Origin of the sequence: Dyadobacter sp., assembly GCF_039919315.1 — a bacterium.
GTDB lineage: Bacteria > Bacteroidota > Bacteroidia > Cytophagales > Spirosomataceae > Dyadobacter.
In genome coordinates this window covers 107,853-134,406 of sequence record NZ_JBDSFX010000001.1, presented here as the reverse complement: position 1 = coordinate 134,406, position 26,554 = coordinate 107,853, and the positions used below count along the sequence as shown (strand labels likewise).

22 protein-coding genes are annotated in these 26,554 nt (G+C 45.0%); 9 read left to right on the top strand and 13 right to left on the bottom strand.

Annotation, left to right across the window (positions count from 1 at the left end; all coding sequences use genetic code 11):
• Nucleotides 1–134 precede the first annotated feature (134 nt).
• Entirely contained in the window at nt 135–1,358 is a 1,224-nt protein-coding gene (locus ABIO93_RS00625; RefSeq protein ID WP_348063502.1) for a 4-hydroxy-3-methylbut-2-enyl diphosphate reductase, read from the bottom strand.
• Nucleotides 1,359–1,524: 166 nt separating this feature from the next.
• Here ABIO93_RS00625 and ABIO93_RS00620 point away from each other — a divergent pair, with 166 nt between their 5' ends.
• From ABIO93_RS00620 to ABIO93_RS00610, 3 genes are all read left to right on the top strand, one after another.
• Complete coding sequence (locus tag ABIO93_RS00620; RefSeq protein ID WP_348063501.1) at nt 1,525–2,088, top strand: sigma-70 family RNA polymerase sigma factor; 564 nt, start codon at nt 1,525–1,527, stop codon at nt 2,086–2,088.
• A 77-nt stretch (nt 2,089–2,165) separates the two neighbouring features.
• The gene (locus ABIO93_RS00615) at nt 2,166–2,774 is read left to right on the top strand and encodes a hypothetical protein (protein WP_348063500.1); all 609 of its coding nucleotides are present in this window, start codon (nt 2,166–2,168) and stop codon (nt 2,772–2,774) included.
• Complete coding sequence (locus tag ABIO93_RS00610) at nt 2,734–3,792, top strand: hypothetical protein (RefSeq protein ID WP_348063499.1); 1,059 nt, start codon at nt 2,734–2,736, stop codon at nt 3,790–3,792. Before ABIO93_RS00615 ends, ABIO93_RS00610 begins: the two co-directional genes overlap by 41 nt.
• 9 nt (nt 3,793–3,801) lie before the next feature.
• Here the strand turns inward: ABIO93_RS00610 and bshC are convergent, their stop codons facing one another.
• From bshC to ABIO93_RS00575, 7 genes are all read right to left on the bottom strand, one after another.
• Nucleotides 3,802–5,352 carry a bacillithiol biosynthesis cysteine-adding enzyme BshC gene (gene bshC / locus ABIO93_RS00605; RefSeq protein WP_348063498.1) on the bottom strand — a complete coding sequence of 517 codons (1,551 nt, stop codon included), beginning with the start codon at nt 5,350–5,352 and terminating at the stop codon, nt 3,802–3,804.
• Between the two features lie 246 nt (nt 5,353–5,598).
• A complete protein-coding gene (locus ABIO93_RS00600) occupies nt 5,599–7,413 on the bottom strand; it encodes an acyl-CoA dehydrogenase family protein (RefSeq protein ID WP_348063497.1) in 1,815 nt (604 codons plus the stop codon).
• Nucleotides 7,414–7,554: 141 nt separating this feature from the next.
• Nucleotides 7,555–10,446, bottom strand: a complete 2,892-nt coding sequence (locus ABIO93_RS00595; RefSeq protein ID WP_348063496.1) for a putative Ig domain-containing protein — start codon at nt 10,444–10,446, stop codon at nt 7,555–7,557.
• A 1-nt stretch (nt 10,447) separates the two neighbouring features.
• The gene (locus tag ABIO93_RS00590; protein WP_348063495.1) at nt 10,448–11,563 is read right to left on the bottom strand and encodes a glycosyltransferase; all 1,116 of its coding nucleotides are present in this window, start codon (nt 11,561–11,563) and stop codon (nt 10,448–10,450) included.
• Entirely contained in the window at nt 11,560–12,567 is a 1,008-nt protein-coding gene (locus ABIO93_RS00585; RefSeq protein ID WP_348063494.1) for a glycosyltransferase family 2 protein, read from the bottom strand. The genes ABIO93_RS00590 and ABIO93_RS00585 overlap by 4 nt, the downstream gene beginning before the upstream one ends.
• 106 nt (nt 12,568–12,673) lie before the next feature.
• Complete coding sequence (locus ABIO93_RS00580) at nt 12,674–13,852, bottom strand: acetyl-CoA C-acyltransferase (protein WP_348063647.1); 1,179 nt, start codon at nt 13,850–13,852, stop codon at nt 12,674–12,676.
• Between the two features lie 163 nt (nt 13,853–14,015).
• Nucleotides 14,016–14,249 (bottom strand): PspC domain-containing protein, encoded by a 234-nt coding sequence (locus ABIO93_RS00575; RefSeq protein ID WP_348063493.1) that lies wholly within the window; start codon nt 14,247–14,249, stop codon nt 14,016–14,018.
• A gap of 297 nt (nt 14,250–14,546) precedes the next feature.
• Between ABIO93_RS00575 and secA the strand changes: the two genes are divergently transcribed.
• Together secA and ABIO93_RS00565 are read left to right on the top strand one after the other, a co-directional pair.
• A complete protein-coding gene (secA, locus tag ABIO93_RS00570; protein ID WP_348063492.1) occupies nt 14,547–17,891 on the top strand; it encodes a preprotein translocase subunit SecA in 3,345 nt (1,114 codons plus the stop codon).
• A gap of 204 nt (nt 17,892–18,095) precedes the next feature.
• Nucleotides 18,096–18,755: a phosphatidylserine decarboxylase family protein gene (locus tag ABIO93_RS00565; protein ID WP_348063491.1), complete on the top strand. Its 660-nt coding sequence runs from the start codon at nt 18,096–18,098 to the stop codon at nt 18,753–18,755.
• On the opposite strand, the gene ABIO93_RS00560 is transcribed toward ABIO93_RS00565, so the two are convergent.
• Nucleotides 18,747–19,367: a rhomboid family intramembrane serine protease gene (locus ABIO93_RS00560; protein WP_348063490.1), complete on the bottom strand. Its 621-nt coding sequence runs from the start codon at nt 19,365–19,367 to the stop codon at nt 18,747–18,749. The two genes, ABIO93_RS00565 and ABIO93_RS00560, sit on opposite strands and share 9 nt — an antisense overlap.
• 25 nt (nt 19,368–19,392) lie before the next feature.
• Nucleotides 19,393–20,367 carry a polyprenyl synthetase family protein gene (locus ABIO93_RS00555; RefSeq protein ID WP_348063489.1) on the bottom strand — a complete coding sequence of 325 codons (975 nt, stop codon included), beginning with the start codon at nt 20,365–20,367 and terminating at the stop codon, nt 19,393–19,395.
• A 157-nt stretch (nt 20,368–20,524) separates the two neighbouring features.
• On the opposite strand from ABIO93_RS00555, the gene ABIO93_RS00550 reads away from it, so the two are divergent.
• Nucleotides 20,525–21,355 carry an aminotransferase class IV gene (locus ABIO93_RS00550; protein WP_348063488.1) on the top strand — a complete coding sequence of 277 codons (831 nt, stop codon included), beginning with the start codon at nt 20,525–20,527 and terminating at the stop codon, nt 21,353–21,355.
• A 58-nt stretch (nt 21,356–21,413) separates the two neighbouring features.
• On the opposite strand, the gene ABIO93_RS00545 is transcribed toward ABIO93_RS00550, so the two are convergent.
• The 3 genes from ABIO93_RS00545 to ABIO93_RS00535 form a co-directional block, all read right to left on the bottom strand.
• Entirely contained in the window at nt 21,414–22,274 is an 861-nt protein-coding gene (locus ABIO93_RS00545; protein ID WP_348063487.1) for a hypothetical protein, read from the bottom strand.
• Nucleotides 22,275–22,405: 131 nt separating this feature from the next.
• Complete coding sequence (thiL, locus tag ABIO93_RS00540) at nt 22,406–23,425, bottom strand: thiamine-phosphate kinase (protein ID WP_348063486.1); 1,020 nt, start codon at nt 23,423–23,425, stop codon at nt 22,406–22,408.
• Nucleotides 23,426–23,509: 84 nt separating this feature from the next.
• On the bottom strand, nt 23,510–23,965 hold the full coding sequence (locus ABIO93_RS00535) for a hypothetical protein (protein ID WP_348063485.1): 456 nt from the start codon (nt 23,963–23,965) through the stop codon (nt 23,510–23,512).
• Between the two features lie 135 nt (nt 23,966–24,100).
• On the opposite strand from ABIO93_RS00535, the gene ABIO93_RS00530 reads away from it, so the two are divergent.
• The 3 genes from ABIO93_RS00530 to ABIO93_RS00520 all read left to right on the top strand — a co-directional run bounded on the left by ABIO93_RS00530 (nt 24,101) and on the right by ABIO93_RS00520 (nt 26,553).
• Complete coding sequence (locus ABIO93_RS00530; protein WP_348063484.1) at nt 24,101–24,337, top strand: cytochrome b5 domain-containing protein; 237 nt, start codon at nt 24,101–24,103, stop codon at nt 24,335–24,337.
• Nucleotides 24,338–24,393: 56 nt separating this feature from the next.
• Nucleotides 24,394–25,245, top strand: a complete 852-nt coding sequence (locus tag ABIO93_RS00525; RefSeq protein ID WP_348063483.1) for an N-acetylglucosamine kinase — start codon at nt 24,394–24,396, stop codon at nt 25,243–25,245.
• Between the two features lie 63 nt (nt 25,246–25,308).
• The gene (locus ABIO93_RS00520; protein WP_348063482.1) at nt 25,309–26,553 is read left to right on the top strand and encodes a HAMP domain-containing sensor histidine kinase; all 1,245 of its coding nucleotides are present in this window, start codon (nt 25,309–25,311) and stop codon (nt 26,551–26,553) included.
• Nucleotide 26,554: the final 1 nt, after the last annotated feature.

Here is a 26,554-nt window from a genome sequence, read left to right as displayed (position 1 = left end):
TTGATATATAAAAAACGGATGATTTTTTATGATAAAAAACCATCCGACTAATTTAAGTTTTATAAATCAAATCGCTTCAAATATTAGGGCTATAATGATTCTGCGGTGCAAAATCAGACTTTCCCGGAAGCTTTTTAAAAGGCGAGCATAATTTCTTCAATTGGCTTGGCTTCATCAAAAAACGATAGCAGCCGAAGCAGGATTCCCTCCACGACCGCGTCGGGGCAAGAGGCACCACAGGTAAGCATGATCCGAACGGGTTTTTTATCCGGAATGTAGCCTTCTGTGACCGTTTCTTCCTTAGTATGCAGGTTAAAATGCCTGATCAGTTGCTTGTCCAGAATTTTATTAACGGATTCAATGAAGTAGGTAGGGAATTTCTGTTCGCAAAGCTCCACCAAATGTGAAGTATTGGAACTGTTATACCCGCCTGCCACGATCACCAGATCAGCCTCGTGGGTCAGTAAGGCATAGGTAGCATCCTGATTATCATTGGTAGCATAGCAAAGTGTGTCGCGGGTATTGGCAAAATGATCCTCCACCTGCTCAGGGCGAAGCTTGTAATGTCTGATCATGACATTTTTTAAAAAATCGGAAATGCCTTGTGTGTCAGAAGCCAGCATGGTCGTCTGGTTCACCACACCGATTCGCTGCAAATCTTCCGCAGGGTTAAAACCGTCTGAATATTGACCTTCAAAATCCTGAAAAAACTGATTGGCCGGTAATGAACCGGTCATATAGCCCGCCAGGATTTCGGCCTGTTTCATATTTTCAATGACAATGGTCGGGGCATTTTCTTTGCTATGCGAGAATGTGGCCCTGGTTTCCTCATGATTGGGCTTGCCGTGAACGATAATGGAGTATTTCTTTTCGCCGATCTGCGCGGCCCGGTTCCATACTTTCTCCACAAAAGGGCAGGTTGTGTCGTATACATAGGAGTTGATCCCTAGTTCAGACAGCTTATTCTGGTTTTCAACAGTAGTACCGAATGCGGGAACAATGACAATATCTTCGGTGGTCAGCTCTTCCCAGGCAATCAGCTGATTTCCTTTTGTATCCATAATGAAGCGCACGCCCCGGTCGACTAGGTCGCGGTTTACATCCGGATTGTGGATCATTTCGCTGAGCAGAAATATCCGTTTGTCGGGATTTTCTGAAATGGCCTTATAAGCAATGTCGATCGCATTCTCGACTCCGTAACAGAAACCAAAGTGGCGGGCAATCAAAAACTGAACCGGTCCGAAGTCAAGCAAAGTAGGCGCATAATCACGTTTCAGCTTGTCATTTTTACGACGGAACTCCTTGATAGGCGTAATGATACGGCTCCTGTAAAAATCGGGAATGTTAAACGTTTTCATTTACTTAATCGGTAGATTGCAGATGACAAAATAGGTTTTTTTAAGAACAATCTATGGTATGGCTTTGTTCAGGTTGCAAATTTTGAAAAAATTCTTTTCAAATGATGCAACATGGTGCATGAACCGTTGTCTTTAATTCAGAACGTTCAAAATATAAACCTTCTGCTTGAAAACACAATTTTACCCCGACCGGCACGTCGAACTGGTGGAGCGTTGTAAACTCGGCGAGCGAAAAGCTCAATACGAGTTGTACAAGCATTATTCCAAAGCCATGTTCAACATTTGCATGCGGATATTGAACCATCTGGGTGAGGCAGAGGACGCTTTGCAGGAGGCCTTTGTGGACGCGTTCACGAATTTGCACCAGTTCAGGCAGCAATCGACGTTTGGTGCCTGGCTGAAACAGATCGTGGTCAACAAGGCGATCAACCATATGAGGAGCAGGAAGGTGAAATGGGTGGAGATTGATGAGTTTCAGGAATCGCTGGAACATAGCGACCGGAATGAGGATTCTTTCGGGCTAGATGAGAGCGACACAACGCTTGAAGTAGAGAGAGTACGTAACACGGTACAGAAATTGCCTGATGGTTACCGCGTGGTTCTAAGCCTTTATTTATTTGAAGGATATGATCATGAGGAAATCGGTGAAGTACTGGGTATCAGCGAAACTACCTCCCGGACACAGTATATGAGAGCGAAAAGGAAGTTGACGGAGATGCTTACGAGGTAAATAATTGATTTTGAATGTTTTACTTAAATAATTACTGATTTGGAAAGATTATTTACACATGACAAGTTAATGAATCTATGAAAAATTCTTCTGATAAAAAAGATCGTCTGGAGCGGTTTGTGCGTGATAATAGGGATGGACTTGATGCTTTCTTACCGCAGGATTCTTTGTGGAGCCAAATTGAGAGTGAGCTGCATAAGGAGATTCCAATAGTACCGGAGAAATCCAGAAAAAAGATCAGGCGGCTGAGTAGTCCCTATTTTGACTGGCGGATTGCCGCTGTCGTATTTCTGGCCCTTGGAATTGGGTTTTTAGTTTACCTCAATAATGAATACGGCATCACCCGTGATCCGCGCGTGGCACTTAAAGTTCCTACCTATGCCCGTGAATTCAACCAGTACAATGTTGCAATTGACCAGAAAAGAGAGGAAATCATCAAACTAGCCCGGAACAATCCGGAATTGTACAAAGATTTCTCTGCTGATCTGGAAAGCTTGGAAGTAAGTTATCGCAACCTACGGTCCAACTTGTCCAATGCTCCTAACCAGGAAGCATTGCTGGAAGCCATGGTCCAGAATTTACAATGGCAGGTTGATCTGCTCAACCAACAACTGGATATTTTGCAACGCATTAACAAAGTGAAAAATGATAACGATAAAGAAAATAACAGCACACCTATTATTTAGCATGCTTGCCGTGCTGCCCCAGGTAGTAAGTGCTATAGATCCCGAACCCGAACAAAACGGACTTGTTGAAAAGCGCAGAAATATTGTCAAAGTCTTTGATGTCAAGAACAATGATCTGCTGATGGTCGATAATCAGTTTGGCCAGGTGAAAATTAACCTTTGGAGCAAAGAAGAAATTAAGGTTGAGATCATCATTACTGCCAATGCGCCCTCAGATGATAGAGCTTCTGAATACCTCGGAGCGGTTAATATTGAAGAAAAACGTGTAAAAAACCAGATTACCCTGATCACGCACATTGACCGGGGCCGGTTTGGGAATAATGGCTGGAACAATAAAAAGGGCGACAAGAACTTCATTCAGATCGATTACACGGTTTATATGCCGAAGGAGAATGCCCTCATTGTCCATAATAAGTTTGGTAATACCGATATTCCTTCCTTCCACGCGCCGCTTACCGTTGACTCCAAATACGGCAGCTTTGTGGCCAATAACCTGGAAAATGCAGATAACACCATTGACGTCCGTTACGGGAGTGCCAAAATTGGTAAGATGGATGGTGGCAAGCTGGAATTTCAGTACTCAAACCTGAAACTAGATTGGGCCAAGAAGATCCTATTAAGTAACAAATTTGGTGAATTGAATATCGGCGATGTCATTAATCTGGATGCTGATATCGATTATTCGGGCGCTAAAATTGGCATTATCCGCGGCTCGGGGAAAATTAAGCTAAACTACTCGGGCAATTTTAAAATTGACGAATTGACGAATTCAGCAGAGAACGTAGATATACAAGCCGCATACTCGTCCGTGATTCTTCCCGCGGATGCTAATCAGTTCAATGTTACCGTCAGCTATGGTAATTTCAGTTATCCGTCCAGCAATGTGAACTTCTCAATGCAGCCTGGGAAAGATGACAAATCCTACAAAATGAAGCAGTACCAAGGCAAAGTGGGCGCTGGCTCGGGTACTAAAATAACGGTCAACTCCAAGTTTGGTGATGTTAGATTGAAAGATTAAATCTGGTTTTTAATCCTCCAACAAGACATTATATTTGAAATCCAGCGGATCAAATGCGTTGAAAAGCTTTTGAATGAAAGCAGGATCATTCGTATAGAAATTCAGCAGATTATCATACCGTTCCTGGGCGATTCCGTTCGGGAACAGTTTGTTTTTAAGCCCCAGCAACTGGTCTATTTCCGACTCATGGTTGCGCTCTTCGGCTCTGACGATTCGTTTTTCCAAATGTTTCAATGAATTGAACAAACGGGTATGCTCCGCTTTCACAGCGCCCAGCATGGTTTGATCGACAGCCGTAGCTTTTTTCAGGATTTCTTCAAAAATACCATTGAATGCATCTTTTTGGTCAGCCAGATCCAGTACATGTTCTGTATTTCGCTCAATAAAAGTTTTGCGCAGGGCTACTTCATCCAGGAACAGGTCCTGGAAATTAATTTTCAGCTTTTGTGCCTTTTTACATTGATGGCCATTGGTATATAACGCGAAATTCCTTGGCATCAGCATCGGGAACGGTACTTCAAAATGATCAAACACACCTTTCAGCTGCATCCAGTACGGTACCTCTGACGGACCGCCTATATACGCAAGATTTGGCAATATAATTTCCTCATATACCGGCCTGAGGATCACATTCGGACTGAATAATTCAGGCCGTTTTTCTGCCAGATCAAGGATTTCGCTTTCTGAAAAAGATAGTTCAGTGTTCAATACCTGATACGAATCGTTTTCTTTGACAATCCGCTCTCTGAGGTTATGATCAAGGTAAAACAAGTTGATTTCTCTCGCATGGAGCGGCGTATGGTAGCCGAGGGCATTGAGCCGGGAAGTGGTTTCAGTAACCAATTTTTCGGAAACTGATCCGGTCAATTCCTGCTTGATAACCGGTAGGAGGTGGCGTTTGAGATCCGCATGATCAGCATCGATAGTAATCAGGCCTTCCTGCCCGAACAATTCGTGCATATAACATCGAACAGCATCGGCCAGCGTCTCATTTTCCAGATAGGCTTTGGCAAACAAAAGCGGTTTGTCGGGAAGCTGTTTCAGAATACTTTCAAGTTCTTTTGGATTCAGCCTGCCCACAGCGCCTTTGTGTTCGCCGGTCCATTTGTGTGTTTGTCCAAACAGATGGAAGGTTGCTATTTCTTCAAAATCGTGATCTTCTGAAGCCATCCAGTACACCGGAACAAAATTGTATTCCGGGTAAGCATCTTTCAATGCCCGGGCAAGCTTGATCGTGGTGACGATCTTGTAAATGATATACAACGGGCCCGTGAAAATATTCAGCTGGTGGCCGGTTGTTACTGTAAATGTGTTGTCTTCCAGTAAAATCGAAAAATCGGGCAGGTATGGAAGCCCACGGTATTGTTGGTTCAGGACATCTACTAACGTTTTGCGCTTTTCCGGGTCAAAATCCTTTTTATTCAGAATAACCTCTCTGGCATTTTCGAGTGTCGGATAGGTACTGTAAAACTCTTTCAGTGCAGGTTTTTGATCGAGATAATCAAGCAATAGGGCAGGAAATTGTCCTGTGGTACGCAGATCTACGGAATGCAGAGTCATGAAAGGTGGTTTTTCAGTAGCTAGTAGAGAATCCAACGTAATTTTTTTCGATTTTAATTCAAATGCAACTTCTTACCTAACGTGAAATCTGTCGATTTTGGTTTCCCAAAATTGCGCAATTTGAAGTAGAATAAAAAACCTGTTGTACAGGGCACAAAAAAGCCGGACTTGTGATAGATCCGGCTTTCGTTAATTGCTATTTGGTTTTCAGTTGCGTTGCTTATCCGCCTGAAATATCTTCAATGATCAGAATACATAATCATTTTTTGCAATGAGCTCATCTGCAATGCGGCGACGCGCATCTCTTAGGTTCACGGGTTCAATTTTCGTGAATCTTTTGAGGCCCATCAGCATGACCCGAAGCTCGTCGCTTTCGGCAAAACTGGTAATGGCTGCCCTGCCGGCATTATTTACCCTCTCCACGGCCCGGTTCAGATAAACCACCGCCAAGTCTTTTTGTAAACTGTTGTCTTCTTCACCCAGCAGCGCAATGCGTTTTTCCACACGGAGAATGACGGATTCTGCAACGTAAATTTCAATGACCATGTCGGCGATGTTCATAATGATCTCCTGCTCATCGGAAAGCGTCATCATAAATTTCTGAACAGCGGCTCCGGCTATCATCAATGCTGCTTTTTTGAGGTTTTTGATCACCTTTTTCTCGGCAGCAAACACAACGTCATCTTCTTCAGCATTAAAATCGGGAATTGACAGGATCTCTTTGCCGACCGCCGTAGCTGGTCCCATGAGATCCAGCTGACCTTTCAGCGCCCGCTTCAAAAGCATATCAACCACCAGCATACGGTTGATCTCGTTGGTACCTTCAAAAATCCGGTTGATCCGGCTGTCGCGGTATGCCCGGTCCATGGGCGCATCGGCTGAAAAACCCATTCCGCCATAAACCTGAACGCCTTCGTCGACCACGTAATCCAGTACCTCGGAGCTATGTACCTTCATAATGGCACATTCTATGGCCAGCTCTTCCAATGCTTTCAATTTGGAGTCGGCGTCCGACATTCCTTTTGCCTGATGGGCGGCAATGAGATCGTCAATATTTTGCCCAACCCTATACGCCGCAGATTCCGATGCGAACATTCCTACTGCCATTTCGGCCAGCTTGTACTTGATCGCGCCAAAATTGGAAATGGCTGTACCGAATTGCTTGCGTTCGTTAGAATAGTTAATGGCTTGTTTGGCAACCATTTTTGCGCCGCCCAGTGCAGCTGCTGCCAGTTTGATCCTGCCAATGTTCAGAATGTTCACTGCGATCTTGAACCCATTGCCTCTTTCGGACAACAGATTTTCGACGGGTACCAGGCAATCATTGAAGAAAATCTGACGTGTATCGGAGCCTTTGATGCCCATTTTGTGTTCCGGCTCATTCATCGTAATGCCACCGAAAGACTTTTCAATGACGAATGCGCTGAGGTTTTTGTCGGTCTGCCCGTTTTCTTCGATTTTGGCAAAAACAATAAATATATCCGCAAAACCTCCATTGGTGATCCACATTTTCTGACCGTTAACGACATAATGTTTGCCGTCTTCGGTGAGCTTTGCTTTGGTCTTGCCAGAGTTTGCATCGGAGCCGGAATCTGGCTCAGTCAGGCAATATGCAGCTTTCCATTCGCCGGAGGCCAAGTTGGGTAGGTATTGTGATTTTTGGTCTTCGTTGCCATAGTAAAGAATAGGCAATGTACCGATCCCGGTATGTGCAGACAATGCGACAGAAAAGGAATTTCCGGCACCGGTAGTTTCTGCGACGAGCATAGAGGTATTAAAATTCATTCCAAAACCACCATACTCCTCCGGAACCACGGTTCCGAGCAAGCCGAGTTCGCCGGCTTTGTCCATCAGCTGGGATATGAGTTCCGGGCCTTTGGCGTGGTCGATTTCATCCAGGCGAGGCCATATTTCTTTCGCAAGAAAATCACGGCAGGTATCTGCAATCATACGCTGCTCTTCCGTAAACTCTTCGGGAATGAAAATTTGGGAGGCCGGAGTCTCTTTGATCAAAAATTCCCCTCCTTTAATAGACGTTTTATTAGCTTCTTCAACGGCCATAGTGGACATTTTTACGGTCAGGATTAATTAAAAAGGTATGCGCGCATACTAATTCTTATAACGCAAATATATAGGATAAATAGTATTATGAAAGCATACTATTGGCTAAAAAAATCTCTAAAAAGTATCAAAAGAGAGGGGTTATTTTTTGAAAATCCTAAACTGTTGCAGAAAAGATCCGTTGTTCTCTACCCGTATGAAATAAATCCCCGACGACACTCCAAGTTTGAAAAGATCGATATTGGACAGATTGTCGGAAGTAGTAATCACACTTTCTGGAATGGGCATACGTATCCCCGAGGCTGTGATCAACGTATATTGCAGGCTATCACCCTGCTCTTGTTCCGGAAGTCTGATGTTGAGAACACTCTCGACAGGGTTTGGATAAAAAGCCCAGTCAGCCATATTTTTGGTAATGTTGACCATATCTCCGTACGAAATACTGAACTGAATGGAGTTGGTCACAATCGCCGAATCCTCCTTTGCGGCGGTCACTGTTAAGGTATAGCGGCCAATGTATGGCGCAAAACCCTTTTCGTTCTCATACAACGCATACGGAAATATGGCGGTCGAAGATTGCTTCCTATATGGTCCATTCAAATCAAATGTCACCCGGTCGTATTCAAAGTTTCCATAAGCGTAAATGTTCAACATGGGTGGCAATGAATCATAGGGTATCACATCGTCGCCATCCAGCTTGCGGATTACGCTTTGGTCAACTTTACTACCACCTTTAACCAATTCAAAACGAAGCTTGGGAATCTCGACAATAAGGACCAGCGGAACTTCCACATATGCTCCGGCATTGTCATAAGCCCTGACGATCAGCCGGTAACTACCTTCCTCAGTTGGCGTTCCCGAGAAAACATTCAGCGCGAAATTGAGCCAGGAAGGGCGGTTTTGAATTGAAATAGACGAAATATATCCGTCCGGATCACCAAAAATGTTGGCGGGCAGAATATAATTAAACGGCATGTTGATCTGCGCATATTTCACCGGCAATGTGCTGCTTGCGTAAGGCGGCGCATTCAGGAATTGCGGCTCTACGACTTTGATTGTGAAATAGGTTTCTACAAATGCATTGAGATCATCGTACGCTTTCAGGCTGATCCTGTATTCGCCGAGTTTGACAGGTGTACCACTCAGTACACCATTGGTGAATTTCAGCCAGGAAGGCAGTTCGCTCGCTTCTATTTTGGTGATTTGACCGTCAATGTCTTCAAAAGCACCTTTTGGCAAAGTATAGGAAAAAGGCTTATCGATCGCGACCGTCTGATTAGAGAAATTACTGTCAACAGTAGGCGGCTTATTTGCGTTCTCGCGCGTATCCACACGAACCGTAAAGAATGCTTCGGTAGAGCCACCTTCGTCATCAATTCCTTTTAGTTGAATGCGGTAATCTCCGAGTACGGTCGGTCTTCCACGCAGCTGGCCACCCTCATACCTGAGCCACGAGGGAAGTACTCCCACATCAATTCTGACAACCGTACCATCGACGTCAGAAAATGTATCGATTGGAAGTTTATAAGCAAAATCCTTATTGATTGGAATGATCTGCATCGGTACCGGCCTGAAAACATACGGCATATAGTTGGACGCGTCCTTCCAGTAATCCGGCGTGAGCAGATCTTCTATCAAGCGCACCCGGATAGGTTTTGGATGGTTGGGATCGGCATAGGCCCTTTTGGCCCACTCATCGTATGCAACATTAAGTGCTCCTTTTTTCTCAACCGCTGCCGATAGCCGGTAGCCAACGGAATCGGAATAGACGATCGGTTTCATGGGCTGATTAAGCCACTGGGTAGCTGCCTGACGTAAAAACGGTTCAGCACGCGACATCTGGTCGGTGGCAGAAATGACGCAAGCGACGACATTAGCCCCATGCTCAAAGTTTTCATTAATCTGCTTTGCATGCGCTGTGTTGTCGAAAAAGGAGCTGACAAACAATTCATTAGCTGTGATGAAGCTGGCTGGCGCATCACTTTTGATAATGTCTACAGACCAACGGTGATCGTGAGTAGCCAGATTGTCGTTGACCTTGATGCCGTCGGATTTTTTATTAAGATCTTTATAAGCGAGCGTTCCGCGGCTCACGGACTGGCTGTCGAACACTGAGCCATAATCTGATACGAATTTAATGGCCGGATCAATGGATTTGACCGCATCGATCATCTGCTCCATGTATTTCTTGAACATCAGATGGCGGTAAATGTACCAATCCTTACCGTATCGTTGCCTGAACGATTCGATGGGATCCCATGGAGTAGAAGGCGGGCCCGGCTCTTCAAAGGTTTTATAGGTTGTGCCCCAAAGAAAATTCAGGCGTTCTATCTTGGTATAATGTGCTTTTAGAAATGCACGGAAACCGACTTCCATGGATTTGGAATAATCGTATACCGCCGAGCTTTCATTTCCTCCGGCAATGAGTCCGCCGGGGTATTCGCCTTCCTGGGTGGATGTGTTGGTGACGGATACATATAACAGTTTATTGCTGGTTTGTAAATGCTTGTAGCGGTTGACCGTCTCTTTTACAAAAGCAATTCCTTTATTAACAATGGGTTGGTTGTCAAATCCGAAGAATGTATCCTGGTATCCGCTCAGTAATGGTTTATTGGTACTACTGAACTGGCTGTCGGAAACCTCCCAGAAGCCTTTGATCCGCGTACTATGGCGCCCGAGGTGAATCCTCAGCGCGACTTTCATGCCCAGATCGGTCGCTATTTTGATCTGCTCGTCATATTTTGCCCATTTCGGAGTTTCCGTGGGAGAGCTGTAATAGACTTTGTCCCAGGGAATGGTAATGTAAACTGCATTGAGCCCGTATTGATTGGCCGTTCGGATCAGGCTAGGTTCCGGCCCAATATTGTCCGGATCGGTGAGGTTGAGCAACATGAGCGCTAGATATCTTTGCGCATCAGTCTCGGTAGTTTTTTGATCTGTTTGTGCTGAAAGCGGCTGAGCAACCAATATCCAGCATAAAATTAAAAACGGGATTCGGGTTAAGAGATTAAAAGCGAACGTAGAGTTTTGCATGCTAATAGTTTTTGTCAATTAATTTGATCCACTCGTTATAGCCATTTTCCACATTGAATTGACTTGCTATCTCAATGCTTTTCGAACTGTCCGTGGTGATCTCTCCCTTCATAAGTGCTCGCATTGCATTGACCATCTGTTTTACACTTTGGTCCTGTGTTACCAATCCCATTCCCTGCTGTACGAATTCAGAAACGCCTCCTGACGGAAAAGAGATAATAGGTTTACCCAGCAACGCGGCTTCAATCATCACCAACGGGAAGGGATCCTGACGCGAGGTGAGCAGAAATCCATTTCCCATGTTAAGATAATTATAATAATCTTCTTTCTGCTTTCCAACCAGGTGAATTTTGGTCGCGGAGGTCGAATGCAGGCAGCGTTGCTCAGTATAATACACTAATCCATCGTCGATTGTCGCGCCGACCCAAATGAGATGTACGTTTGGATCATTCAGTTCCTCGGCGATTTCAGGTAACATGTCAAAGCCCTTTCTCTCCGAAGTCATACCCGAAAGTACCCATACATAAGCATTGTCGGGTATGCCCAGCTTCTCTTTCAGTTCATGGGTCCGCACATCATTTTTCTGGACTTTTGAACCATCGATAAAGGAATACAAAAGGCCAACGTTCTTCCCGCCCGAATGTTTCAATGCATCGCAGGTAGTTTGCGAACAACCGATCAATAAGTCAGAATAATCAACAATGCTTTTGAAATCCGGAGCGCTGAGGTAAGCATAGGTCAAAGGCATTTCATGAAAATGAGTAATGACTTTGATCGAAAATTCCTTCGCTACCACGATCGTTTCGGGGATCATGGTGGTATTGACATACCAGAAATCCGCCTTAAAATCCTTCGCGAGCTTTCGGAGGTATTTTAATGTAGGGTTGATCCCGATGTGGAAAGAGATCTTTTGTAAAATATTGAATTTCCGCGGAGCAATGTAGACCGGAATATCTTCGGGAAATTCCTTTAATAATTCGCCGTTGGCAAAACTTACAATGCCTATATCAAAACGGGAGCGGTCAATTTGTTTCAAAATGTACAGGAGCATCATCTCCGATCCTGTCCGTGTGGCATAAGGGGTAAAAAAAAGAATCCTTTTCTTCGCGTTGTTCATGCAGAGGCGGTTAGCAGGTCAATGTTCTCATCTGGTCTGATTTTAAAAAGACCTTTTTTCAGGAATAGGGTTTTCCAGAAATATTTTAAAAGCACGCGTGTCTTACGTACATATATATATTGTGTGCGTAGCTCCGACAATGGGTTTCCGTCTTTTTTAAGATTAAGAAACATTTTCCACACAAATACAACCGGTGTCATCACTAAGTAATGCAGTATTAGTAACAGATACTGGAAGATGCCGTACTGTTTCCGTATCCATAGAAAATTGGAAACCTGCATTTGTGTACTAAACCGGTTGATCCACGAAATATTGGTACGGCGGAAAGGATTATCGTTTTCCAGATGTACAAATGTGCAATCCTGAAAATAGCAGAGCTTACCCAGCTTTCCAAGGCGCCCGGACCATTCAACATCTTCTCCATACATGAAAAAGTCGCTGCTGAACCCTCCGGTTTGTTCAAATCCTTCCTTTCTTACAAAAATAAAAGCACCGACAAGCCAGTCGTACTGGTCCGGATCAGCATAGTTTGGTTCAGGATAAAGTTTGCTTATAGCCTTATCTACCAGGCCACTGGGGGGAAGTATGAAAAAAGTTTTACGGAACTCGTTGAAGCTTTTATAAAATGGCATCGGCGTACCGTCGGCGTAATATTGCAAAGCACCGCAAGCCATAATGTCCTGTCGCTCGTTCATTCGTTCGAAACATCTTCCTATTACATTGTCTGTGACTAAGGTATCGGCATTGAGGAGTAGGAAATACTTGCCTTTTGCTACTGACATTCCCCGGTTATTGGCGATACCAAAGCCGGCATTAAATTCCATGTCGATCCATTGCACATCCGGATAAGCCTCCCTTACCTGGGCGGAACCGCCATTTTTGGGATCGTTGTCAACAACTATGACTTCAATAGTTACTCCTGAAGTATACTTATAGATTGAATTTAAGCAATTGATAATGAGCTGAGGAGTTCTGTAATTAATGATGACGATGGATACATCCATGAAAAAAGGCGTGCATGTTGGATGGGCAAAAATAAAGAATCTCCGTGGAAGATATGCAACTCTTCTACGGAGACTCTGAAATAAGTGATTTTGTTATCCTACGGCGTCAATTCAGCCTTTCGAAGATTCCGGCCACGCCCTGCCCGCCTCCTACACAGGCTGTCACCATGCCATATTTTTGATTTCGACGTTTCATTTCGTTAAAAAGCTGCACCGAAAGTCTCGCACCTGTGGATCCCAATGCATGCCCCAATGCAATAGCGCCACCATTTGGATTCACAATTTCCGGGTTAATGCCCAGTTCCTGAATAACAGCCAAGGATTGCGCCGCGAAAGCTTCATTCAATTCTATTTGTTCAATGTCATTGAGGTTCAATCCGGCCTGTTTCAAGGCGATCGGAATGGCGGCAACAGGGCCGATACCCATGATTCGCGGATCCACGCCGACTGTCGCGTAGGATAGCATTTTGGCTATGGGTTTAAGATTCAACTCATTGACCAGCTTTTCTGACATGACTACCACAAATGCAGCGCCGTCGGACGTCTGGGATGAATTTCCTGCTGTTACCGAGCCGCCTGCTGCAAACACGGGTTTCAATTTGTTTAATGCTTCGACTGTTGTGTCAGCCCTTGGCCCTTCGTCTTGACTAACCACGATTTCGCGGGTCTTTTTCTTGCCCGATGCAGCATCAAAGTATGTTTCTTTCACTGTTACCGGCACAATTCCATCGGAAAACCAGCCTTCTTTTTGCGCACGCAACGCTTTTTGGTGAGATTGAAACGAAAACTCATCTTGCTTTTCACGGCTGATATTAAAGTCCTTCGCTACCTGCTCGGCTGTGAGGCCCATGCTCAGGTAGTAATCGGGATTGGTATGGGCGATTTCGTAATTCAAAGCCGTTTTCCAGCCCATTGTCGGTACCATCGACATAGATTCGGTTCCTCCTGCAATGATACATTCAGCCATTCCGGCATGTATTTTCGCCGAAGCCATAGCGATCGCCTCCACTCCCGAGCCGCAATATCGGTTGATCGTAATACCCGATACATTCTTAGGAAGCGCCAGTAATGCCACGTAACGGCCCATTTGCATGCCTTGTTCTGCCTCGGGTACTGCATTCCCTACGATCACGTCGTCTACGCGGGTTGGGTCGAGACCGGGCAGTTTTTCCAGTAAATGTTTGATAACGGTAGCGCCGAGATCATCCGGGCGGGTAAACCGGAAACCACCTCTGGTAGCTTTTCCGACAGCAGTGCGGTAGCCGACTACAATGTATGCATTCATATTTCGAATCGTAATGTGTTCAATAAAAAGAAGCAGGCCACGAGGATAGTATGCCTGCATACCATTGGTAAAAATAGCAATTAATCATAAAACAACAAACCGCCGGAATCTGTTTCCCGGCGGTTTGCAATTACTAAGTCTTTGCTGATGGAGTTTTTAAAATCTAGGAAGAAAAGTGGCTTTCTTCCATGGAGTTGGAGCGTTTTGCGCCGTCTGGCATCACGACCCAAAATATGACGTATAATAATGTTACGGGGAAAGTGACAGGAATGAAGACTGCCAGTACCAAAATCACCCGGATGATCGATACATCAATTTGAAAGTAGTCTGCGAGGCCGGAGGCTACGCCACCAATCATTTTGTTACTTGTATTGCGAAATAATCTATTGTGGTTCATGGCTATATCTGTTTTGTTTTCCTTTGATGTGTTAAAGGTACTATGCATTACACAGTAGTTGTCTGAAATCTTTATAGACGGTTATTTTGCGTGAGAACGGGTTAAATTCAGTGCCCTGGGGTAAAGAAAAAAAGATTAGAACTGTATTAGGATTATGTAAGTTGTTGCGTATTACTATTGGCAATGAATTACCTTTGAGATTGAAAATGATAGCTTTGCTGACAATCTGACATCCGTTTGGAAGCAGGCTCAATATTTTTTGAACTAAATGATCGGTTAAAAAACATACATTAAATCATGTTTAAAATATTTTCTAAGCTATTTGGCACAAAATCAGAGCGGGATTTAAAAGAATTAACCCCGTACGTTGATAAAGTCAATGCCGAATATGTGCTATTGGCTTCCCTATCCAATGATGAACTTCGCGCTCAGTCCGAAGGCCTGAAACAACATATCAAAGATCAGCTTCAATCCATCGACGATCAGATCGCGTCTTTGCGGCAGCAGGCAAATGATGAGCCTAATGTGGATAGCAAAGAGGCAATCTTCAAGAGAATAGATGCGCTGGACCTGGACCGCAATAAGGAACTTGAAAAAGTACTCCTGGATATTCTGCCAAAAGCATTCGCCATTGTAAAAGATACGGCCCGCCGTTTTAAAGACAACGAGAAAATAGAGGTTACTGCATCGTTTTTTGACCGAGAAGTAGCATCCAGAAAGTCACATGTAGTCATTGAGGGCGATAAAGCGCATTGGAACACGACCTGGGATGTGATCGGGCAGCCTATCAAATGGAACATGCTACATTATGATGTACAGCTGATCGGTGGGGTTGTTTTGCACCAGGGAAAAATCTCTGAAATGGCAACGGGTGAAGGTAAAACGCTGGTAGCAACGCTTCCGGCTTTCCTGAATGCGCTCGCAGGATTGGGGGTACACATTGTAACCGTCAATGACTATCTGGCCAAGCGTGATGCCGAATGGAACGCGCCGCTTTTTGAGTTTCACGGTATGAGTGTCGATTGTATCGACCGTCACCAGCCGAATACCATTGCCCGCAGAAACGCATACAAGGCTGATCTTACGTACGGTACCAATAACGAGTTTGGTTTTGACTACCTGCGTGACAATATGTCACGGACGCCGGAAGAGCTGGTGCAGCGTAAACATCATTTTGCGATGGTGGATGAGGTTGACTCCGTGTTAATTGATGATGCTCGTACACCTTTGATCATCAGTGGTCCGGTTCCCCGCGGCGACGAACAGGAGTACCTCGAATTGAAGCCACGTGTATCCAGGATCGTAGAAGCGCAGAAAAAGCTGGCCATGGATTTTCTGAATGACGCGAAAAAGAAAATTGCGGCCGGTGATAAAAAAGAAGGGGCCCTTGCATTGTTCCGTGCGCACCGCGGTGTGCCCAAATACAAGCCGTTGATCAAGTACCTGAGTGAGTCGGGGATTAAACAGCTGATGCAGGAATCAGAATCGATATACCTGGCTGAAAACCAGAAGCTGATGCCGGTGGCAGACGCGCCATTGTATTTTACGATCGATGAGCGTCACAATAGCATTGAATTAACTGAAAAAGGAATTGACTTCCTGACCGGGGAATCGGACGAGACCAATTTCTTCATTCTTCCTGATATCGCCGTTGACCTGGATGTCATTGAAAAAGACGCCTCGTTAAATGAGCAGGAAAGGATTATTCAGAAGGAAGCGTTAATCCGCGACTATTCTATCAAAACAGCCCGTATCCACACTGTTAACCAGCTTTTGAAAGCATTCACACTTTTTGAAAAAGATGTGGAATATGTGATCATGGACGGAAAAGTGAAAATCGTGGATGAGCAGACAGGCCGTATCATGGATGGCCGTCGTTATTCAGACGGGTTGCACCAGGCCATTGAAGCAAAAGAAAATGTGCGTGTAGAAGACGCCACACAAACTTACGCGACCGTTACTTTGCAGAATTACTTCCGTATGTATCACAAGCTGGCTGGTATGACCGGTACGGCTGAGACAGAAGCAGGAGAGTTCTGGGAAATCTACAAACTGGACGTAGTTTCTATTCCAACGAATGTAAATGCCGTCCGTAAGGATCAGGAAGATAAAGTGTATCGTTCGGTACGTGAAAAATACAATGCGGTAACTGATGAAATTGTTGAGTTGGTAGAAGCAGGTCGACCAGTTTTGGTGGGTACTACTTCGGTTGAAAACTCAGAAATTATCAGCCGGATGCTTACCCTGCGTAAAATCCAGCACCAGGTATTGAATGCCAAGCAACACCAGCGTGAGGCAGAAGTAGTAGCCGAAGCCGGTAAGCCGGGAACCGTAACGATCGCCACCAACATGGCTGGTCGGGGAACCGACATTAAGCTAACGCCGGAGTCGAAAAAAGCGGGCGGATTGGCGATTATAGGAACTGAAAGACATGAAAGCCGCCGGGTTGACCGTCAGCTTCGTGGACGTTCCGGTCGTCAGGGTGATCCGGGTTCTTCTCAGTTCTTCGTTTCATTGGAAGATAGCCTCATGCGTTTGTTCGGTTCCGACCGTATGGCGAAGGTGATGGACAGAATGGGACTGGAAGAGGGAGAAGTGATCCAGAGCGGAATGATCACCAAGTCCATTGAAAGAGCTCAGAAAAAAGTAGAGGAAAATAACTTTGGCATGCGTAAGCGTCTTCTGGAATACGATGACGTGATGAATTATCAGCGCGATGCCATTTATACCCGTCGCCGCAACGCGCTCTTCGGAGACCGTCTGGCGGTGGATATTGCCAACACATTATATGATGTAAGCGATGAAATGGTAACTACGGCAGGTTCTTACGCCGAGCTGGAACTGGCAACCATTACGACATTAGGAATGGAATTGCCTTTTAGCGAAGCCGAGTATGGATCGCTGAAAATAGCAGAACGTTCTCAAAAACTGTATGACGCTGCCGAAAAGCAATATCAGGATAAAAATAACGCAATTTCGCAAAAAGCGCTTCCGGTACTGAGCTCCATTCATACGGATCGCGGCGCGACGATTTCTGAGATTATGATTCCTTTCAGCGATGGTATCCGTCAGGCTGGGGTAGTAGTAAATCTTAAAAAGGCACTGGATAATGACGGACGCGAAATCTCCCACGAAATGGAGAAAGCCATTGTACTGTCATTGATCGACCAGGAATGGAAAGAACATTTGCGTGAAATGGATGATTTGAAACAATCTGTTCAGAATGCGGTATTTGAACAAAAAGATCCATTGCTGATCTATAAGTTTGAATCCGTGGAATTGTTCAAACGCTTTTTGAGCAAAGTGAATTTTGATATGATATCCTTCCTGATGAAGGCAGATATTCCACAGGAAGATGCGGTGCCTGCAACGGCCGTTCAGCAGACGGTACGCAAGCCTGTACCGGCGCCCGCTTTGCACACCAATCGCGAAGAAGAATTTGATACCGAATTGGACGGACCTAATGAATATGCCCGCCAGATGGAATCAACCACTAAAACCCAGCCTGTCCGCACCATTAAAATCGCTGACAGAAATCAGAAAGTTTCGGTGCAATACCGCGACGGACGGATTTTACGGGATGTGAAATTCAAAAAAGTGGAGCAGGAAGTGAAGAATGGGGAATGTGTGGTCATTGAGTAAAAGTCATTTGTCGTCATGTTTAGTCATAACAATCAATGACAATAAGTGACCACGCATGACAAAGAATGACTATCCATTCATGAAGAGAAATATCCGGGCCCTGCCTTTCTAAATCAGATCGGCGGGGCTTTTTCATTGAAAGGAAATCAGTATTTATACGATATTTGTATTTCGGAGACAAACATTAACGAAACATTAACCTGCATGAAGCTGCATAGAGAAGGATATACCATCATGGTTGTAACGGCCATCATCTTGATTCTGATAAACTTAGGTATAAACTATCTCCTTCCGGAAGGATACTGGATTCCCAGGCTGGTACTGATTGGCAGCGTTATTGTGTTCCTGCTTATTGTTCAATTTTTTCGCGTTCCTACCAGAACGGTACATAAAAGTGACCGTCAGATCGTCGCGCCCTGTGATGGAAAGGTGGTTGTGATCGAAGAAGTAGTCGAAAGCGAATATTTTAAAGGCCCACGCAGGCAGATCAGTATTTTTATGTCGCCTATCAATGTACATATCAACTGGAACCCGGTCAGCGGCGTTATTCAATACTTTAAATACCACCCGGGCCTGTACCTGGTTGCCTGGCATCCCAAATCCAGTACCGACAATGAGCGCACGACTGTTGTGATCCGCACGGTAGAAGGTATTGATGTTTTATTCAGGCAAATTGCCGGTGCAGCCGCACGACGTATTCGCTGGTACGTGAAAGAAGGAGATCAGGTGGAGCAAAGCACCGAAATGGGTTTTATCAAATTCGGTTCACGGGTGGACATTTATCTCCCGCTTGATGCCGAGATCAAGGTTAATTTGCAAGACAAAACGGTAGGGAGCGTAACGGTTCTGGCGGAATTAAAATAACCGCCAGGACAAGATCTGCTCAAAAAAGCCCGGCACTGCGGGCGGGTACACCACGGCCATGAAGATCATTCCAAACAATGCACCGTACATGTGTGCGCTGTGATTGACATAGCTCGTGCCGCGTTTCGCTTCGTAAAGCGAATACCCCAGAAAAAGAAGACCGAAAATGAAACCGGGCATCTGAATGAAAAAGTAGAGCGATACGGTCATCAATGGCGCATAAAGTATCGCGGCGAAAAGCACCGCAGAAACTCCTCCCGACGCACCCAGAGAATTGTATTTGGAGTTATTGCGATGCTTTAAAAAGGTGGGAATATCTGAAACAATGATCCCGACGATATACAAAACCAGATAGTAAAATGTCCCGCTTGGCCCAAAGAGCATTGAAAACAGCCTTTCAATACCTTCACCGACAAACCATAAGCTGAGCATATTGAAGATCAGGTGACCAAAATCGGCGTGAACGAAGCCGGAAGTCACAAAGCGGTAGTACTCATTATATTTGGTGACCCGGTAAGGATTCAGGATCAGCTTATCCATCAGGCTGTAATTGTTAAAAGCGTAATAGCTGATCCCTGATGTGATAATGACTAGTATGAGGGTAATCGACATAGTATTTTGAATGTAATGTTTAAAATTATTTCTCCCGCTCCACAAGCTGCTGCACAAATTGCAGTAACGGTTCCTTGCGGGACTTTTCGATACCTAATTCATGGAGACTTGCCAGTCCCTTGGCAAAGTAAGCATTGATTTTTTGCTCGGTGAATGTACGTATGTCCAGTGTTTCGTAAATATTCCGGACCGCATTCACTTTTTCATCATTGTCAAAAGTTTTCATTTCAATCCATTTTTCCAGCTCTGCTTTCACCGAACCTTCCGCTTTGGACAATGCTTCAATGAGCAGGAAAGTTTTTTTATTGGCAATGATGTCTCCGCCCACCTGCTTTCCAAACTTGGTTGGATCTCCATAAACATCAAGCAAATCATCTTTCAGCTGAAATCCAATGCCCATGTTTTCACCGGCAGAATAAAGCAGTTGAATGGCATCCTCGTCTGCGCCTCCGATGATACCGCCGAGTTCCAATGCAAATCCCAGGAGTACGGAAGTTTTCAGCCTGATCATTCCAATGTACTCTTCTTCGGTAACATTCCACCTGGTTTCAAAATTCATATCCAGTTGCTGTCCTTCACACACTTCCGCAGCGGTTTGGTTAAAACGGGCCAACACCAGGCGTAATTTATCTTTTGGAATGTCCAGCAGCAGATCATAAGCCCGGATCAGCATCACGTCGCCGGACAATATTGCGGTATTCGCATTCCATTTTTCGTGAACCGTCGGTTTACCTCGTCTGAGCGGCGCACGGTCCATGATATCGTCATGCATTAATGTGAAATTGTGAAAAACTTCCACCGCCATGGCGGGCTTGATCGCTTTTTCCCAATCCTCCGTATAGATGGAAGCAGCAAGTAATGTCAATAACGGACGAAAACGCTTTCCGCCCAATGCCATAATGTATTGTATGGGATCGTACAATTCCGCAGGATTTTCTCCGTAAGAATGTTTGTCAAATTCAATTTGAAGTGTTTGAAGGAGTTGTTCGGGTTTGATCATTCGCAGTAAAATAGCAGCCTGCCTGTCGCAGGCCTCAGATTATATTGTAACGTTTTTGTTTGTCCGGAGATGTATGCAAAGTAGGGAAATATCACTGAATAAGCTACATTTCCCTACCTTTGGCACTCAATGAATCGTATTCCTTAAACACTTCAGCATGCCTTTTCACCAATATTTCAACGGAGACATTATTGATATTGAAAGCTCTGTTTTTAAAACCAATGACCTCGGATTGTTGCGGGGTTATGGCCTTTTTGACTATTTCAGAACCTATAACGGAGTTCCGTTCCGGTGGGATGATTATTGGCAGCGGTTCGAAAATTCAGCCAGATTGTTAAAATTAGAATTGCCGGTGTCAAAGCAGGATACAGAAAAAGCACTTGCCGATTTGCATGCGATGTCAGGCGAACAGGAAGTAGCATTCAGGTTTGTACTCACGGGCGGTTACGCGCCGGATAGCGTACACGTGGTGCAGCCCAATTTCCTGATCCGTACCGAACCGTTGCCGCAGGATAATCCTGCCGGGCGACTGAAAGGGATCAAAGTGTTACCGTACGAATATGTACGCGATCTGCCGGAGGTGAAAACCACGAACTATGTGCATATGGTGCTCATGGCCGACGAATTGAAGCGTCAGCAGGCAGCGGACTTACTTTTTCATAAAGACGGCGAAGTAAGCGAGCTTACGAGGAGCAATGTGTTTATTTTTATCGGAGATAAACTCATTACCTCAGACAGGAATATACTTAACGGGATAACCCGACGTGTGGTGATAGAGCTGGCCAAGCCCCATTTTGACATAGAAGTGAGGCAAGTTTCTTATAAAGAGGTCATTACCGCCGATGAGGCTTTTACAACCAGTACTACTAAATGGGTCATGCCGGTGGTGCAGATTGGTGATGTGCCGGTAGGTAACGGATTAGCTGGAAAACGTACCTTATTTTTGCAGGAACTATTTGAAAAACTGGTTGCTAAATGGGGTAAATAAACAAAAAGTGGCTTTCCAAACGGGAAGCCACTTTTGCAATACGTTGTAATAAGCCGATTTACTTTTTCGGTGCACTAGGTGAATCCTTGTTAACGATTGGCCATACGCCCGGTTTTGGAACGCTTACTCCTTTCGTAGCGCCTCTGGTAGTACCGTCCGGTCCGAAATAGTATAATGGCCATCCTTTGTAAGTCAATTGTTTTTTACCAAAAACATCGATCGTTGCAAATAACGATTTGTCGATTGCTGACGGAATATCGGTGATTTCAGCAGTATAGATCGGCCACGATGCGTCGTGTTTCTCATCGTTGGTAGTGAAGTTGTTATTGTTTGTGGAATCTTTCGCAAAAGCGTAAAGCGTGCGGCCCATTGCATCTACGAAGAACTGCGTATCGCCAGTTCCCTCCGTCAAATCCGATTTGTAAGACTTGCCGTCATTGCCCACCAGTTGGCCATTTGCCAACATAATGGAGTACGTTGGCTTCGCTACGAACCAAACTCCCCCCACATTTTCGCCCTTCGCATCGCCTGCGGCGGCATCGTCCTGGTAGTAGTACAAAGGCCATCCTTTGTATGTGGTTTGTGGTTTTCCGTCAGCTCTGGTGATTGTTCCGAAATCGGCTGCAGTTAAGCTTGCGTCTAATTTCATTTTGGCTAAATCAGTTACTGAAAATACAGGCCACTTTGTCGCGCAGCCTCCTGAGCACACAGAAGTGCCAGCAACGTCTTTTGTGAAAAAGTAAAGTGTCTTACCGTCTTTGTCAGTCAAAACCTTACCTGCTGTGGTGGTTTCTTTTAACTGAATATCGTTGGGGATAACCGGTGTGGGAGTAGGTTCGTCGTCATCGGAACAGGAGATCGAGACGGTCATCAAAAATCCCAGTGCAAATAGCATGCGGGAAACAGAAAAGATTTTCATGGATTTCAAAATTTTGTTAGAGATGAATTGATCTGTTGTGAATACGACCGAAACATTCTGATGGTTGCGCGCCAAACAAAAAAGCATAACCGGGTGGGTTATGCTTTCCAAAAACGAAGATGATGTAATTTTTAGCTCCAACCCTGGGCCGTGATCGGCACCCGGCTATCGCCTTTCGTATGTAGTACGATCTCCTCCTTATTGGCCGTGGTGTAGCCAATAAAACTGATCTTGGGATTGTTCTTAATGAGTTCGTAAGAGGCTTGTGACACTGTAAACAGTAACTCATAATCCTCTCCGCCATTCATCGCAGCAGTCACGGGGCCAATGTTCAGCTCAGAGGCCGCAAGATAAGTTTGCTCGTCGATCGGAAGTCTTTCTTCAAAAATCACTGCGCCCACGCCCGATTGTGCGCAAATGTGCATCAGATCCGAAGCCAGTCCGTCAGAGACATCGATCATGGCTGTTGGTACCACACCGGCCTCTGCCAGTTCATAAACAACATCCATTCTGGCTTCCGGACGCAATTGACGCTGTACGACGTAGTCTTTTCCGTCCAGTTCAGGCTGCATTTCAGGGTTTACCAAAAACACCTGTTTTTCTCTTTCCAACAATTGTAACCCAAGATAAGCCCCACCCAGGTCCCCGGTCACACAGATCAGATCATTAGGTTTGGCGGTATTGCGATAAGTAACTTTTTCTTTATTGACCTTACCAAAAACACTAACGGATATCAATAATCCGGATCTGGAAGAAGAAGTATCACCGCCTACCAGGTCCACATTAAAATCCTTGCAGGCCGCTTTCATGCCGTCATAAAGTTCATCAATGGCCTCGACAGAAAAACGGTTGCTCAATGCAAGATTGACAGTTACCTGGCGTGGAGTACCATTCATTGCAGCAATGTCGGACACATTAATGGCGATTGCCTTGTAACCCAGGTGTTTCAGAGGGAAAAATGCAAGGTCAAAATGAACGCCTTCCAGCAGCATATCCGACGTGAGCAATCCATATTCCTCACCGGTATCAATGACCGCCGCATCGTCGCCTATTCCCCTAATGGTATCAGGTAAAGAAATTTTTATTCCTTCATTTATTCTTTTAATCAGTCCGAATTCTCCGAGGCTGCTTATTTCAGTTCTTGTTTCCATGGTACAAAATTAGACAAAAAAGCGAAGCCACTTCCCGAAAGAAATGGCTTCGCTTTTTGAAATATATAAAGAGTTAGATTCTTCTTATGGATTGGTCAATGTATATTCATTGATAGTACCACCTGTTTTCGGGCTTGATTTGAGGCGCGTTAATACCAATTTGGCATCATCCAGTGAGGTAATGGTAAATTCAAGCGTACCTCCGCTCGCTGTGGGCGGTGGTGTCAAGTCTTTCAGGATCAATTTTGAATCGCCATCCAGGTCCCAGTTTCCGGTAAATGTAGTTCCGTCAACATCGGTAAACGATACGGTTTTAGCACCGGAAGCATTGGTTAATGTCAGTCTGAACCCTGAATAAGCAGGAAATTGATTCGCAGATCCTCCCCTGGTGTAAGCGACATCATTTCCATGTTTCACAGATTCTGCAGTCCAGGCCTTTGCTATGCGCTCGGATACCGGCTTTACTTTTTTCTTACATCCGCTTGCGACCAATGTGAGAACCAGTATCGTACACCAAAGAAGAGAGTAACTTTTTTTCATATCAATTTTTCATGAATGTCTTAACAAAACGCCAAGTTCCTACTTTTTAGTCTTATTATCAAAATATTCCCGGAAGTTCATTTTAATTTTCTGCTGAATGACCGTTATCATTAAATTGCGGGCTAAAAGTTTAAAATGAAGGAATACACAAGAGCACAACTGGCGCTTCGCAACGGACAGGACCGCGAGGAAATCTGGTGTGCATATAAAGGAATAATTTACGACGTTGGTACATCAAGATTGTGGCGCAACGGACACCATTATGAACATTGGGCCGGGCAGGACCTTACCAAAGAACTGGGAGATGCCCCGCATACCGAGCGCGTTTTCGAGCGTTTCAATGCCATCGGGAAGCTACAAAAGGAACATTGAAAATAACCAACTTATTTAATGGCCGAAAGCCGAGAGCTGACAGCCGAAAGCCATTTATGCTTGCAAATTCCTATTTAATCGCCGACAGCGGCTCTACCAAAACAGACTGGGTAATCATTAGTCCGGGAGCGGAAACGAAAAGTTTTCAATCGGCAGGGATCAATCCTTTTTACCAGACGGTCGAAGAAATCATTCCCGTGCTGGAAACACAGGTGATGCCTCACCTTGGAGGCGCAGTAGAAAAGGTGTTTTTTTATGGCGCTGGCTGTGCGGATGAAAAATCAAGCCGACCGGTAACAAATGCTTTGTCACATTGTCTCCCAGCTGCCAGTACCATTGAAGTGGCGTCGGATATGCTGGGTGCGGCGCGTGGGCTGTGCGGACATACGCCGGGGCTTGCGTGTATATTAGGTACGGGCGCGAACAATGCTTTTTATGATGGCAGGAACATAGTACGTTCTATCGGGTCGCTCGGTTTTTGGCTGGGCGATGAAGGCAGCGGGTCATATCTTGGGAAAACATTGGTGGTACATTACCTTCAAAATGAATTACCTGCTGACTTACACGCTGATTTTGCCGAAAGATATCCCGAGATCAACCGGTTGAATGTGCTGGATCATGCTTACAAAAAGCCTTACCCAAACCGCTATTTCGCTACATTCTCCCAGTTCATTGCGGAAAATATAAAACATCCCTTTATGCATAATCTGGTGGAGAATGCGTTTGGTTTGTTTATTGAAAAGTACATTCTGAAACATGAAAATGCTGTGGATTATCCGGTACATTTTACCGGGTCCATCGCATTCTATTATCAGGATATTCTTAAAAATATATTGAAAAAGAAAGGATTAAAAGCTGGCGGGATACTAAAATCTCCGTTGGAAGGTTTGGTACAATATTATTCCTGAAAGTATGAAGGATCAGAATTTTATCCCTGAATGGCTTTAACTTAGCTCTCAGATCAATTTGAAATGTCAAGACGTACCATTCAATCACTCACTGTTTTTTCGGCCCTGCTCATTATCGGGGTTGTGATCACGCAGATTTACTGGGTGAAACAAGCGCTTGACTTGCGGCACCGGCAGTTTAACCAGAATGCGCATGTTGCATTGCAGGACGTCGCGGGAAAACTGGCGTCCGTGAATGGGGTAATGCAGACTTCCAATCCGGTAGAACAATTGTCACCGCAGTATTTTCTGGTGAATACTAATTCCACCACCCAGCCTGACTTGCTGGAACATTTTATCAAAGACAGTTTTCAGAAACACAACCTGATTACAGATTTTGAAGTGGGGATTTATGATTGCACTACCAACAGAATGCGGTACGGCATGTCGCTGAGTACCAAAAACAATGATAAAATTCCTACCAAAACGACCAATTGGATCAAAACCGATAAGTACCCGTACTATTTCGGAGTAAGGTTTCCGCAGCAGGAAACCTATTTCGCTGGTAGCATCAATGGAGCCATTTGGTCGTCGATACTGGTGTTGGTGGCCGTTTCATTTTTTGCCTATGCCTTATTTGTCATTCTCCGGCAGAAGCAACTGTCAGAGGTACAGCGGGATTTTGTCAATAACATGACCCACGAGCTGCAAACGCCGATTTCAACGATCCGAATCGCAGCGGATGTACTGAATTCCGACAACATCGTTGCCCAGCCGGTGCGGCACAAAAGGTATGTACAGATCGTGCAGGACGAGATTCTGAGGTTGCAGGGACAGGTTGAAATGGTGCTATCCATGGCAAAGGCTGAACGGAATGCGCTGACCCTGGAAAAGAAAATGCTCAATGCAGAAGAAATGATCAGATCTATCCTGCTGCCTTTTGAAGACAAAATTCAGTTCAAATGCCGGGCTGAAAATAACATGATCTATGCCGACCCGTTCCATTTCAGATGTATGATCAATAATTTGATCGATAATGCCCTGAAATATTCCGACGACGTCCCTGACGTGGTGATTGAAGCTTATAGTAAGGGTAAATGCCTCGTAATAGCGGTCCGCGACCAGGGAATTGGCATTGCGCCGGAGTACCAGAAGAAAATTTTCAATCAGTTTTTCCGGATCCCTTATGGCGATGTACATAATGTGAAAGGATTCGGGATCGGGCTCAGCTATGTGAAGCAGATCGCGCGTGCACATCACTGGCGGCTGGACCTGGAAAGCTCATTGGGCAAAGGGAGTACATTCAAGATCACTATTCCACAGAAATAAG